9 protein-coding genes are annotated in these 13,736 nt (G+C 40.7%); 3 read left to right on the plus strand and 6 right to left on the minus strand.

Features of this window, described 5'->3' with window-relative positions; genetic code table 11:
• Positions 1 to 54: 54 nt before the first annotated feature.
• Positions 55 to 2,670: a CHAT domain-containing protein gene (locus PIECOFPK_RS02470; protein WP_409966436.1), complete on the minus strand. Its 2,616-nt coding sequence runs from the start codon at positions 2,668 to 2,670 to the stop codon at positions 55 to 57.
• On the minus strand, positions 2,658 to 4,628 hold the full coding sequence (locus tag PIECOFPK_RS02475; protein WP_409966437.1) for a PKD domain-containing protein: 1,971 nt from the start codon (positions 4,626 to 4,628) through the stop codon (positions 2,658 to 2,660). The genes PIECOFPK_RS02470 and PIECOFPK_RS02475 overlap by 13 nt, the downstream gene beginning before the upstream one ends.
• A 127-nt stretch (positions 4,629 to 4,755) precedes the next feature.
• Here PIECOFPK_RS02475 and PIECOFPK_RS02480 point away from each other — a divergent pair, with 127 nt between their 5' ends.
• Both PIECOFPK_RS02480 and PIECOFPK_RS02485 read left to right on the plus strand, forming a co-directional pair.
• A complete protein-coding gene (locus PIECOFPK_RS02480; protein ID WP_330974773.1) occupies positions 4,756 to 5,307 on the plus strand; it encodes an RNA polymerase sigma factor in 552 nt (183 codons plus the stop codon).
• A 6-nt stretch (positions 5,308 to 5,313) separates the two neighbouring features.
• On the plus strand, positions 5,314 to 6,030 hold the full coding sequence (locus PIECOFPK_RS02485; RefSeq protein ID WP_330974774.1) for an anti-sigma factor family protein: 717 nt from the start codon (positions 5,314 to 5,316) through the stop codon (positions 6,028 to 6,030).
• Here PIECOFPK_RS02485 and PIECOFPK_RS02490 read toward each other — a convergent pair.
• The 4 genes from PIECOFPK_RS02490 to gcvT all read right to left on the minus strand — a co-directional run bounded on the left by PIECOFPK_RS02490 (position 6,023) and on the right by gcvT (position 12,256).
• Entirely contained in the window at positions 6,023 to 6,301 is a 279-nt protein-coding gene (locus tag PIECOFPK_RS02490) for a hypothetical protein (protein ID WP_409966438.1), read from the minus strand. The two genes, PIECOFPK_RS02485 and PIECOFPK_RS02490, sit on opposite strands and share 8 nt — an antisense overlap.
• A 75-nt stretch (positions 6,302 to 6,376) precedes the next feature.
• Positions 6,377 to 10,114, minus strand: a complete 3,738-nt coding sequence (locus tag PIECOFPK_RS02495; protein ID WP_409966439.1) for an SNF2-related protein — start codon at positions 10,112 to 10,114, stop codon at positions 6,377 to 6,379.
• A 259-nt stretch (positions 10,115 to 10,373) separates the two neighbouring features.
• Positions 10,374 to 11,099, minus strand: coding sequence for a 2-phosphosulfolactate phosphatase (locus PIECOFPK_RS02500; protein ID WP_409966440.1), 726 nt, complete (start codon positions 11,097 to 11,099; stop codon positions 10,374 to 10,376).
• Between the two features lie 68 nt (positions 11,100 to 11,167).
• Positions 11,168 to 12,256, minus strand: a complete 1,089-nt coding sequence (gene gcvT, locus PIECOFPK_RS02505) for a glycine cleavage system aminomethyltransferase GcvT (protein ID WP_409966441.1) — start codon at positions 12,254 to 12,256, stop codon at positions 11,168 to 11,170.
• A gap of 89 nt (positions 12,257 to 12,345) precedes the next feature.
• Between gcvT and PIECOFPK_RS02510 the strand changes: the two genes are divergently transcribed.
• Positions 12,346 to 13,644: a serine hydrolase gene (locus PIECOFPK_RS02510; RefSeq protein WP_409966442.1), complete on the plus strand. Its 1,299-nt coding sequence runs from the start codon at positions 12,346 to 12,348 to the stop codon at positions 13,642 to 13,644.
• The last annotated feature ends 92 nt before the right edge of the window (positions 13,645 to 13,736 follow it).

Here is a 13,736-nt window from a genome sequence, read left to right on the forward strand (position 1 = left end):
AGTTTTATGTTTCAAAATGTTGTTCATGGGTATATCAACACTTTGAAACATTTGTTACCCCCTTTTCAAAAATTTTTTTTGGCGTATAAAAAATAGGCCAACTAGTAGCATTGCGACGGCGATGACAATGTATCCATAAGGTATTTTGGACTGAAGTATAATGGGCTGATTCACCCCTTGATAATAAAACGCAGCCCACAGCCAGGGATTTTGAGCAGCCACATGAGTATGATTCTTCAAATACGCGATGCGTGCATTTTTTAGAGCCTGTGCCGGTGTTTTTACTTTTTCAAGTTCTTTATAAAAATGCTGAATTAGTGTCTTCGTTGCAGCATCATCTACTGCCCAGCGCGACGAAAGCACACCTCCTACACCCTTGCTAAGCAACGAACGTCCCAAACTCTGCATGCCTTCATGTTGTATCATTGTTCCTTTTCCTGTTTCACAAGCGGCTAGCACCATCAATGGACATCGGGCTGTGTTAAATTGTATCTGTCCCAGATACAGCTTTTCCTTTAAAACAATATAAGGCTGGTGGGTATTATCATCCGCCACAGCATGGGATGCCAAGTGTATAATGTCGTTACTGTTTAGCGCATCATAAAAAACCTTATTTGCTGTCTTTGCCGCAGCATATTTTTGGGTTTTAAAATGTTTTGCTAGAAAATCAACTTCATCTTTTGAAGAAGGCAATGCCGGAAACCCTAGATGTGGCTTTTCAAAAGCAAAAGCATTAATAACTGCGCATACTTCATCGGAATGTGCATTGAGCAACTGTAATAAAGAATATTGATAGCTCACTGCCTGCTGCAACCCTAAATAGGTAAATGTATTTTCTGATAAACAGAGGGCTTCCAACGGCAACAGATGCAGCGCTCCCGCAGGAGATACAATAAGTGACGTGTTATTAGTTATACCAATGCCAGGAAGGTATTTTTGAAGCAAAGCATGAGAAGCTTTTGCATATGCATACGGATTATTATTAAACGCAGTCGGCCCCTCATAAAAATAAGTATTTACAAAGTCGTAAATATCAGCGAAGCTGCTCGTGGTATCGACGGTATGACTAACGTCCTCTTTTGATACAGAAACAATATACAATGAACGATTACCAGAGTAATAGCTAATTACGGTGTTATCTCTACGAATCTCATTAAGCCAGTCTACGAATTTTTGATAAGATGGTGCAGATAATGACTGAGCAAATACGTTTCCCTTCAAACTAAGCTGATATTCTTTTTCGGCGATACGCTTTTTAATAAGCGTCTTTTGTTCTTCATCGGTTGTTTGTGCCAACAAAAAATAGTCCTCCCGAAGCGCTTCAAACAAATAGGTGGTGACACTACTGTCCGATTGCCACTGCCTCGTACGTTGTTGCTCATACATCAGCTTTCGTCCTTTTGACAACTCAGCAAGCCATAAGGCTTTTATTAAATAGGCTTCTTTTTTTGTGGCATCGTATAAAGAATGATTCCATGCTATGGCTTGCTCTGTATTGGTTTCATTGAAATAAATACTTCCTTCGCTGAACAACCAAGTGTCAATGAGCTGTTGCGTATAATAATCGTTCAGCACCGCCTGTTCATACCAATAAGATGTACTGTCTATATCGTGCAGTTGCTCATAGCATTTCGCCAATCCAAACATGGATGCAGTAACTGTATAATCAGGATATAAGCCTAAGGTGTCTAACTTAAAGTTATTTAAAGCTTGAGAAAACCAGTCTTTGCTTTCGACAAAACGATGCAACGAAAGTAAACAAATGCCTATCTCGTTGGCCACCTTAGCTCTTTCTCGTGTAGCCAGCAAATCGTTCTGCGACCAAGCTTTAAGCAAATAGCCTAAAGCTTCTGACTGTTTGTCTTCAACAGTAAGAATATATGCACGATCAATTAAAGAAGTAACAATCCAGTTATTATTGATATTGGATGAATTAAAACGAAGTGCTTTTTCGTTCCATAAACGGGCACTATCTTTTTGCTGCATTTCTAGATAGGCTTGGGCTTTCAAGTTGTATAGCAATACAGCGGTCCCATCGTTTTGCTGTAAAGCACTAATCCCCTTGTTGCAGATTTCCTGTACCACTTCATACTCCTGCATATTCAAGTGTGTAGTAGCCATATTGGCATACAAAGCCGGTAGCATTTCATATTTACCGTTTTCGATGGCTAAAGCTATAGCCGTTTGTTGTATGAGAATGGCTTTGCTGAAATCTCCAATGCGCGTATAATTATTTCCCAAAGGCTTGCAAACATATTCCTCTACCTCCATTTCTTGCACCAAAGTACCGTTGGTTTTTTCTTGCCGATAAAAAGCATATGCTTGCTCGTACCACCGAGTAGAAGCTTGTATCTGCCCGCTTTGCAGCAAATGATACGCGATATTGGTGAGTAAATGATAGTAGGCTAATTTTTCCTCATCGGTGATAGGACTTCGCCAAATTTTGGCAACAATAGAATCTGCTTTATTGGCCAAAACAGGAGCTTCATCTATTTGGTCAAAAGCCAGATTCAAATAGTCCGTTAGTGCGTCTTGTGTCTTAAGTTCGTTGTAATCTTTGAAAATCAGGTCTTGAAAAGTAGTGGCGTAAATAAAGAACAGCATTATCACAGTGCCCGCCAAAAGCAAAGGCTTCTTACACTGTCGTATTGCTTGTTTTACAATCGCCATCCTGCATAAAAGTACCCAAAGCTACTGTTTTTACCGTTGTAATAATATCTAAAACCTATATGGGGGCCCAGTTTTACTTTTCCTAATTGCAGGTCAAAGAACGGACGGGCGCGCCAGTTACTGAAAGCTTTAATTCTTTCTTTATTGAAAAGGGTATATGGATTTCGTGGAGCATTAGGATCGTTTACTACTAATAGATGATACGTTTTACTTCCTTCTATCTCTCCGGCAATATCCGCCGTCACAACAGCCCCGGCTCCGATAGAAATATAATCGTTGATGTTGTATCGCAACTGCAGTGGTATTAGTTTAATCTGACTGATTTTGGTAGTTTGTAACGAATCTATCCTATCGTACCCAAATCTTTTCATAAGCGAATCAATAAAAATAGAGCCCTCTTCTTGAACAGAGATTCTGGTGGTAGTAGTACGTACCGCAGCTTTATAATACAACTCTGTCTGAAAATAGGGGAGATACGGTGCCAGTGGGGCTATCCCGATTCCTGTTACGATACCATCGCTTACCTTGGCGTCGTTGCCAAAAGCCTTTTCATATCCCGCCATAAAAATGGGCGAGGGACTTTTCTTGAAACGACCTGTGGCATAATTAGTAATTACCGGCTCGTTTTTATCAAAATAAATTGCCGTACGCGACTTAAAGGGTTTGTTTTCTAATTTCTTTCGGGTAACTACACTAAACTCCAGAAACCCTTTAGTACTGTCCTTATCTTCTACACCTTTCTGGTTGGTTCCAGGCAAGTAAATGCCATGGAAAGTAAAGATGGCCCCGTTTTCCTTTTTCTGAAGCTCCCAGCAACCGCGTTTTACGGCAGCCAGACTATCACAGGGAGGACAGAAAGGTGACATATCGGTAATCTGTATAGTTTCAGGATTGAGGACTGGAGCTAAGTCTATATCCAGTGCAATTTTTCGGGCAGGCCCTTTTCCATTGTTTTGAAAACGAACCTTATAATGTAGGGGTTTATATTTTTTCAAAAAGCGATAACTGATGCGCCCTCCCTTAATGTTCATCTTATTGGGATCGTGCGAGTTTACTACAGGGATGTTCAACTTATGCATTACCGGTTGTCCTTTTTCAGGAACATACACACCGGTTATGGTAAGCGTAGCATTGGTATCCTTCAACATATCGGGGGTTACATACAGTTGTAGAAATGAAAATGCCGTTTGCCCCGCATCGATATTCCTAACATCGGCAGTAAAGACGCTTTTATATAAAGAAAAAGTACTGGACAAAAGCGAAGAAGCTTCCACTGCTTCTACTGTTTTACTGAAATTAGAGGCTGGACTCCCGCTCTCTGTAACCAGTAAAGCCGATTGCAACGCAAAGGGGAAATCAGTGTCTTTGTTATACGCCATTAATGGAGATGTATAATCATAACTTCTGAACTCTGATGTATCAAAACAGGTTTGTTCAAACTGTTTTTCATTTAGCAATAAATAAAACCGACCCTTAACAGGCTCCGGCCCCGTATTACGCCACCCTGCTATTAGCACCATAGTATCGTCGGGCTTGGCCATACAATTATACTTCAGCTCAAAAATACCATTGGCCTTAAAAAAATCCCTTTCTGCAGCAGAAGCAATGAAAGAACCCGGCGGGGCTGGTTTTTTGACTTCAACCCTTTGCTTTTTTCGCTGGGGTTTTTTTCCGTCGTCATAATTATTCACTGCGTACAGATATACATCATACACCCCTTCTTTGGCATAAATATGTTCTGGACTTTCGGCAGTACTGAAGTGTCCATCACCAAAGTCCCATAGATAAGTATAAAAAGGTTCTGGAGCTCCCGGTATTTGAGTGAGTGGAGGCAATGCTATGGAAAAGGACACTTTATTGGTGCTATCCATGTTAGCAATAATGGTACTATCGGCCTGCTGTGCTATAGCACTTCTGCATAATGCTATATACAGTAAAGTCGCAATAATATATCTCACTGGAACAGTATTTTCTGGTATATCAAAAAAATTGACAAAATGTTACCTGATATAGCGTGTATAAATTTAGATTAAAAACGCAGCGCTAAAAAATATTTATTACATTGCTAGCTACAAAATCAAGCTTTTGCATACCGACCATAAATACATAGAGGCTCTTAAAAAGCACGATGCTCGGCTTATCGAAGAAATTTATAGCAAAACAGCTCCGGGTATTAGAGCGTATTTGATTTCAAAAGGAGCTAAGGAAGAAGAAGCGGGAGACGTTTTTCAAGAAGCGCTGATTGATTTGTATAAGCTAGCTCAAGATGACAACTTCGTATTGACCTGCCCTTTGGAGGCCTTTCTTCTACTGATATGTAAGCGCAAATGGATCAATATTGTTGAAAAAAATGCCCGACGCGGGGTAACAAAAAGCATCGATGACGGATATACGCATATAGCCGCGAGCGATGACAGCGCAACCACTCTGTATGCCGACACATTCGAGAAAGAACAGCGTGTACTAGAGATGCTAGAAAAAATAAGTGAACGTTGTCGAGAAATCATTGTGGCCAGCTATTCTCAAATACCCCAACAACAACTCGCGGAACAAATGGGCGTAAGCTATGCATATCTCCGTAAAAAGAAATCGCTGTGCATGGCCGAACTGATTAACCTTGTTAGAAACCACAAATAATGCAGCATGAACAATTTTGAAAAAATAGAAGCATATCTGGAGGGCTGGATGACGCAGGAAGAGCGTGCTGCGTTTGAAGCCGAGCTGCAAACCAATGAGGCTTTGAGAAAAGATTATGAAGATTGGCTTTACACCGAACGTGTGCTCCAAAAACAACTTTCTGCAGATGAAAAAACACAGGAATTAAAAAATATACTTACTCCGCTTACCCGCAAATATTTTAAAGTTGAAAGAAAACCGCAAGGTAAAGTGGTGTCCTTTAAGAAATATATTATTGCAGCGGCAACAGCGGCGGCTATCCTTATTATTTTCTTGTCCATTCCAGGAGGAATCGACAATTATCAGGTTCCCATAATGCCCCAAGCCGTGGTGAGAGGAGCCGAAGATTTATCGAACGAGGGCGCACAACTGTTCAATAAAGGCGAATATGAAAAAGCATTGCCTTTGTTAAAACAACAAGCCGAGCACAATCCGGAGGATGCAACTATCCAATATTTTTATGCAATAGCTCTCATAAAAACCGCTCAATACGAAATCGCACTACCCGTTCTGGAACGACTGAGCGAGGGAGTTTCGGCATATAAGGAAGATGCTGCATTTTTTACTGCGCTGGCAGCATATAAACTGCAGCGTAATGATACTGCCTTAAAATATGCTCAACAGGTGAGCGAACACTCCCCTTATTACAAAAAAGCTCAGAAAATTATCAGGAAGCTTAATTAGTTTGTGTTTTCCAGAATCTGCCGAAAAGACCAATGTATTTTTCTTTAGTAGCAGCCGCTATTTTTTTTCCATCAATAGATGTAGGATTGAAATAAGTTACCTCGCCCTCGGAATAAATCAGATGGCTTTTGTACTCAATCAGCGGAGGAGATCCCGTTTTACCCAGTGTGGGCTGAATAAAACTATAAAAATCGGCCTCTTTAGGATTGGTAAAAAAGGCAATTAATATGGCAGCTATAATCAATAACGATATCAGTCTTCTGAATTTCATATGATCTCAAATAAAAGGACTTTTATTATACCATAACGCACAAGTAGACATTATAGTATATATGCTTCAGACGAATTAACTAAACAAATACTCTACATCTTCTTTGGTAAGCGATTTCACAAATCCGGTTTCGTCAGAGATGAGATCTTTGGCCAACGCCTTTTTCTTTTCCTGAAGTTGTAGAATTTTATCTTCTATCGTGTCTTTACAAATCATCCTATACGCGAAAATATTCTTGGTTTGACCAATACGATGCGTACGGTCTATTGCCTGTTGTTCTACTGCCGGATTCCACCAGGGATCCACAATATACACATAGTCCGCTGCAGTAAGGTTCAAACCTACCCCTCCGGCTTTCAGTGAAATAAGGAATACGCGTACTTCATCATTAGTCTGGAAGTTTTGAATCGCTCTTTCGCGTTCGGGAGCAGATGTACTTCCGTCGAAATACTCGTACTTCACACCCAACTCATCGAGTTTTTTACGGATCAGGCCCAGCATTCCCAGGAATTGAGAGAAGACGAGTGCTTTATGATCGCTCATGTCTTCGGTAATCTCGCGGGCAAGCTCTTCAATTTTGATGGAGTGATTTTCAAAAACTTCATCTTCGTTTAAGATCGCCGGTGAGTCGCAAATCTGACGCAGCTTTAACAACCCCTGTAGAATGGTTAGTTGCGATTTAGCAATACCTTGAGTATCTATCGACCCTAAAATCTTATTTCGATAATCATTTCTATAGGCATCATAAATGCGACGTTGCTCATCACCCATTTCACACCATAAAATCATTTCCTGCTTTTCGGGTAAGTCTTTAGCTACCTGCTCTTTTGTACGTCTTAAAATGAAAGGATACAAAAGCTTTCGCAGGTGTTCCTTTCTATCGGCTTCACCCAGCTTGTCGATAGGAATAGCAAACTCCTGACGGAAGAACTCGATGCTACCCAGCATACCGGGGTTGAGAAAATTCATCTGCGCGTAAATATCGAAGGTATTGTTCTGCAACGGCGTACCGCTCATGCACAAACGATGCTTTGCGTTCAGCAACGATGCAGCACGTGTAACCTTGCTAGCCGGATTTTTGATTGCCTGACTTTCATCGAGCAACAGATAATCAAACTGAAGGTTTAAGAAAAACTTAATATCGCTGCGCAATGTGCCGTACGTGGTAATGGTGATATCGTATTGTAAAATATCCGCCGTATTGCGGGTGCGGGCAGCACCGTGATGAATATAATAAGTAAGTTCCGGCGTAAATTTTTTAATTTCATTTTCCCAGTTGTAGATAAGCGTAGTGGGACATACCACCATGGCTTTCATGTTGGGATGCTGATTTTTATAATACTGCAAGAATGATAAAGCCTGTACCGTTTTCCCCAGACCCATATCGTCTGCTAAAATACCACCCCAGTTTACCTTATTAAGATAATTCAGCCACTGGAAACCGGCCAGCTGATAGGGTCGTAATACAGCCCGTAACTGTTCTGGAGGTTCTACTTCCGGTATTTTATCAAAATCTCTCAGGCGGTTGTATTTCTCTTCTAGTTCAAACTGCAACTCTTCTTCATTGCGCAGTTCATACAGCTCGTCAATAACACTTCTGTGATATTGAGAAAGCTTCAGCTTATTATTGTTCCCTTCTCCTACTCTGAATAGTAAAGCATATTTCTTAATCCAGTCTTCGGGCAAGATACCTAATGTACCATCACCCAGCTGCACATATTGTTGCTTAGCTGCCAGAGCCCTCTTTACTTCAGCAATGGAAACACGTTGGTCGCCAAACATTATATCCACTTTGGCATCGAACCAATCGGTATTGCTGCTGATAAATATTTTGGTTTGCGGTTTGGCTGTATTAAACCTGAAGTTGCGAAGCGCCTCATGACCAAATACAGGAACCTGCATTTCTTTCATCGCGTCCACAAACAGAAAAAACCAGTTTTCTTTTAAAATCTCCTTGCCTTTCAAAGCAAGTGTACCATCTTCCTCATTTACGATAAAGTTGGAATGCAGGTTTTGGAGTTTTTGAACAAAAGCATTTTCCTTATCACGATTACGATGAATCGCCAAGATTTTTTCTTGATCAGGAATCAGCATAACTTGTCTTCCTGCGGTACTGGTCTCATGTCCATTGTAAGAAAACACAGGCGTGAAAACAAGATATTCTCCTTTTTCGGCAAGGAAAAGTTTTATTTCCGGATCTACACCTTTTATTACCTGTAAAAGTGATGTATCAAAATCGGTCTTATATTCTTTTGCCAGGGGCAGCACAAACTCATGCAATTGCTGAGGCCATTCTGCTTTTGAAATGCGGATCTTACCATCTGGTAAAAAGCGTTGTACCAGCTCCACAGCGTCTGCATCGGGCATGGCAAAGATCTCGTGATTATACAAATAGATAAGTGGTGATGGCGCCTCGTTTTCTTCAAGCCCGTGTACAATGCCTTTGGTGCGAATCAACGATTCGCAAGTATAGGTATCGCCCTCTTTGTCGATGAAAAACTCCAGAGAAACGGGCGTGTCGATAGCGTCTACGCTTTGCAGATTTTGTGTTATAAATTTTTTCCCTTGTGGTAATACGTACACCAGGGGATTTTCCCCAGGCTCGCACAAAAGTTTTTTAATGCGTGGTAACAGGTATTCGTTTATTAGCTTTTTATCCTCTTTTCCTTCTTGCTCGTCTAAAAGATTTTCAAACGGTGTGTTTCGTGTGATATATTTTTTTACTTCCGTATCCTGAAGTTTTCTTACTGTATTCAGAAGCGAAATATCTTTTTCATTAAACGTGGTCGTGTCGATGTACTTAGAGATATCCAGTACTTCGACTTTTCCGACAAACTGATTCTGACTTTCATCGGCCTCTCCCGAAACAACTTCCACCGAGAAATAAGGATATTCTTTTTTATTAAAATTAAAGACAATCCCCAGACGGCGGGTAATGGTAGAAGTTTTCGTGGTTACTTCCGATTCAGCTACAGCTTCTTGCTTAGGCTGCACCGGCTTGGGTTTGGAACCATCGGCAGAAGGAGTGATTCTTTTAATACTCGGATCGAGTACACGTAAAAAGGGCTTTCCGTCTTTAAAAACAAATTCAAACTTCCCCTTTAGGTCATCGGCAAGCGAATATCCGTAAGCTTCCAACAACTTGTTTTTTTCTACATCACGGTTACGAATGGTATCGAAATAATTGGGACCGTGTTGTTTAATCAGCTGCATGAACACAATTACCTTGGGCAGGCATAGCGGATATTCTGTGTCTTCATAATCACAGCTGGTATCGAAGTTGCGTTCTTCATTTTTGCGGATGACCACAGTATATTCTTGCTCGCCCAGTGTTACAATAGCCTTTACTGTTTCATCCTTAGCCGAAACAATTTTGGCTTTATGCTTTTGCAGATATCTTTCGGCTTCATTAAAAGTTTCATTACTGCACAGTAGTCGCAAAGAACGTAAATCTAGGTTGCGAAGTTTTACAACAGTATGACGTTGGTCATAATATACATCTTCGCCCAACTGGCCTTTGTCTAATAGTTCTTGCAACTGAAACAATGCGGCTACTTCATGTTTGCAGATATCACCTAGGTTATATGGGCACGTACAACGAAGCGAAATCAGCTTAGGGTCGCTGTACTTCTGTATGTACACTTTATAAAAGCTGCTGTAGGTATCATCTTTAACACGAAAAGAGAGATTGCCGGTTAGCTTATCAAACTCTACCAGTTCTGCAAAACCCAAGGCATGCGTTTTTTTTCCGCGTCTGATTACTTCATCAGTGCCGTTGGTATAAACGTATTTTAAAATATGCGGTAATGCCATAATCCTTGCCCTGCCTTGTGTACCCGCTCTTTGCCAAGAACGATCTATCCTTTTTCGGGCACGTATCTTTTTAGTTATGAGAAAACAAAACAGACCTTCTTAGAAAGGTCAATCGGCAAAAATAAAAGAAAGATTTCCGCTCTTCCTAATGTTTTAAGGAATATTTTATTTTAGGAAAACTGATGCAGAGAATGTAGTATCTTTACAGATTTTTCCCTTTTGGAATGTATCCTATTGAGCTATTTGCGAAAATCCGGTGTTATCCTTTTATCAACTTTTCATCCTGATATAACGGCAACACATTGGCGATATCTTCTGTAAGACAAAACTCAATATCATCAATATATCCAAACCGGTTTACAAGGCGATGATAGTGCGTAAAGTTTTTTGAAAATTCCAACAAATGACCTTTGTGCTGTGCATACAGTCCTTCTGCCATAAACGAGCTGTCGCAATGAATGGTGAAGTGTTCTTTAACACGATGTATTACAGCCCCAGCAAAAAGCGTATCCTCCATATTGAAGCGATCTTTCCAACCGGCACAGGCCAACACTACATTTTTCTTTTTATGAATTAAATAGTTACAAACTACAGACAGGTTGGGGAAGGAACCTGTAACGATATCACCTGCACCATTAGCTAGAGCCATATGCAGCAATTTGGTTCCGTTGGTAGTAGTGAGCACTAGTATTTTTCCACCAATAAAATCGGGAGTGTATTCAAGCGGAGAGTTGCCGTGGCTTAACCCCTCGGCTAACTTTCCATCACGCTCACCCGCAGCAATGCCGTTTACTTTCTTACCTATTTCAATTGCCGCAGGCACTGCATCTACAGGTATCACATACTGAGCGCCGTTATATAAAGCCGATGCTATGGTAGATGTTGCACGAAATACATCGATGATTACTACAACAGCATCCGTCAAATCGTATAAATGCAATAACGCCGGAGACAAAGAAGTAAAAAGGGTAGGTTTTTCACTCATACAGAATTACCAGATTTTAATATCTAAAAGCACAAACAACGTTTGTCTATTCAATATTCAGTCGTTTCTTAGACAAACGGCATCTTTACTACGTCGGCGGCGAGCTGCTTGTCACGAACCTTTATAAAAATACGAGTACCTATTTCGGAAAAAGCAGTTTGTACATAGCCTAATCCAATGGCTTTGCCTAAAGTAGGAGATTGCGTTCCGGATGTTACTACACCAATGGTGCTACCTGTATCATCCACAATTTCATAGCCATGGCGAGGAATACCTTTGTCAACCAGCGCAAAACCAATGAGTTTGCGTTGTACACCTTCGGCTTTTTGTTTTTGCAGTATTTCTTTAGCGGTAAAGTCTTTAGTAAATTTCGTAATCCATCCTAAGCCAGCTTCCAGTGGTGTGGTGGTATCATCCAGGTCATTGCCATACAGACAATATCCCATTTCCAAGCGAAGAGTATCGCGCGCGGCCAATCCTATTGGCTTCAGCCCTTTCGGCGTGCCCACTTCAAAAATAGCGTTCCAGATTTTTTCGGCTGCATCATCTTTATCTTCAAAGTAAATTTCCACACCGCCGGCTCCGGTATATCCCGTGGCACTTATTAATACATTGTCTACACCAGCAAATTTGCCTTTCGTGAATGTATAATATTTAAGATTGATAATATCCAAGTCCGTCAAAGGTTGCAGTATAGCAGTAGCCATAGGCCCTTGCACCGCCAGCAGTGCTGTTTTATCAGAGATATTGTGTATTTCTGCAGGAGCTTCTGTATTGTGCTGGACAATCCAGTTCCAATCCTTTTCAATATTCGCGGCATTCACCACTAACATATATACTTTATTCTCTTCGATGCAGTATACCAGCAAATCATCAATAATACCGCCCTTTTCGTTGGTCAGGGCACTGTATTGTGCCTGTCCGCTTTTTAGCTTTGATGCATCATTAGTTGTCAAACGCTGAATAAGCGGTAAGGCATTCTCGCCCTTTAGAATAAATTCGCCCATGTGGCTTACATCAAAAACCCCCGCGTTTTTTCGTACGGTATGGTGTTCTTCATTAATACTGCTGTAGCTGATGGGCATGTTGTACCCAGCAAAAGGAGCCATTTTTGCTCCCAACGCCATATGCTTTTGTGTAAACGGAGTTGACTTCATCGGTTCTTTTTTAAGAAAGATTTTTTCGCGCGCTAAAGGTAATTGCTATTTCTGATTTGCATTTCAGTTTTCTGACTTATCTTTTACCTATGAAAAAAAATGCCGACAGCCCTGTACAAGTGTTGTATCCAATGGAAATGCACCCCTATCTATTACTCCTTTTCTATTTTGTATTTTTAATGACAATGAACACTAACGCTCAGGTTAAAAACGACAAGTGGTTGGAAGACCTTTTGAGGAATCAGGCTTCACCGCTTTTACAAAGCGTGCTGGACCGGCCCGAGGAGTATCGGTATCAGGTTATTTATACCCGTATTGACCGCGATGCTAACAATCAGCCGCATTTTACCAACTATTACTTAAATGTCGATAATGAGAGGTATTTCTACCCCGCCTCTATGGTAAAGCTACCCACGGCACTGGTTGCGTTGGAAAAAATTAATTCGTTGAAACAGAAAGGCATAGATAAATATACCGCGATGCTTACGGATAGTAGTTATAGCGGCCAAACTGCCGTAATCGAAGACAGCACCTCTCCTACAGGATTGCCATTTATCGACCACTATATTAAAAAGATTTTTGTTGTAAGCGACAATGATGCCTATAACCGCCTCTATGAGTTTTGCGGACAACAATATCTTAACGAAACGCTTTGGGCTAAAGGATATAAAGACATGCGTATTACGCGCCGTTTTGTGAAAATGACTTTTGAAGAAAACAAACACACCAATCAAATTCGCTTTGTAAAAGACGGACACACTATTTATACACAGCCTCCAGCCACAAGTAAGGCCCAGTTTGATTTCAGTAAGAAAATACTAATGGGACATGCTCACTGGGACGCCGATGATAACATCATCAACGAACCCTATGATTTTACCATGCACAACAAAGCTACTCTGGAAGATTTGCTGCTGATGATGCGTTCAATACTATTTCCACAGTCGGTAGCACCGCAGCGCAGATTTGCTTTAACGGAAGATGACTATCAGAAATTATATCAGTATATGTCTGAAAAGCCTTCGGAGAGCCGTTATCCCCAATACGATACCTCTGCATTTTTCGATAGCTATACCAAGTTTTTCTTCTTTAGAGACGGAGAACGCAAAATTCCGGATTACATCCGCAGCTTTAATAAAACCGGCTGGAGCCATGGTTTTCTTACAGATGTATGCTATATCGTAGATTTCAAAAATAATGTGGAGTTTATGCTCAGTGGAAATATTTATGTAAACAGCGACGGTGTATTAAACGACAATAAATACGAATACAAAGAAATAGGATACCCGTTTTTTCGAGAGGTAGGTGAAAAAATTTATCAATATGAGCTTCAGCGAAAACGGTCTCATCGTCCCAATCTGGAACAATGGAAGCTGAAATACGATTAAACTAAGTGCGCGAATGTCATCATTGATAAAAATCAACATTTCGGACAAATTTTTGTCATATATAAGCAAACAAATTTTGAAGATCTTAGCGT

The sequence above is a fragment of the Chitinophagaceae bacterium C216 genome (assembly GCA_028485475.2).
In the GTDB taxonomy this organism is placed as follows: Bacteria; Bacteroidota; Bacteroidia; order Chitinophagales; family Chitinophagaceae; genus Niabella; species Niabella composti.

Coding starts and splice junctions, on each gene's coding strand:
- PIECOFPK_RS02490 (WP_409966438.1), bottom strand. CDS start 6,301: ATGAAATTCAGAAGACTGATATCGTTATTGATTATAGCTGCCATATTA.
- PIECOFPK_RS02495 (WP_409966439.1), bottom strand. CDS start 10,114: ATGGCATTACCGCATATTTTAAAATACGTTTATACCAACGGCACTGAT.
- PIECOFPK_RS02510 (WP_409966442.1), top strand. CDS start 12,346: ATGAAAAAAAATGCCGACAGCCCTGTACAAGTGTTGTATCCAATGGAA.
- PIECOFPK_RS02500 (WP_409966440.1), bottom strand. CDS start 11,099: ATGAGTGAAAAACCTACCCTTTTTACTTCTTTGTCTCCGGCGTTATTG.
- PIECOFPK_RS02470 (WP_409966436.1), bottom strand. CDS start 2,670: ATGGCGATTGTAAAACAAGCAATACGACAGTGTAAGAAGCCTTTGCTT.
- gcvT (WP_409966441.1), bottom strand. CDS start 12,256: ATGAAGTCAACTCCGTTTACACAAAAGCATATGGCGTTGGGAGCAAAA.
- PIECOFPK_RS02485 (WP_330974774.1), top strand. CDS start 5,314: ATGAACAATTTTGAAAAAATAGAAGCATATCTGGAGGGCTGGATGACG.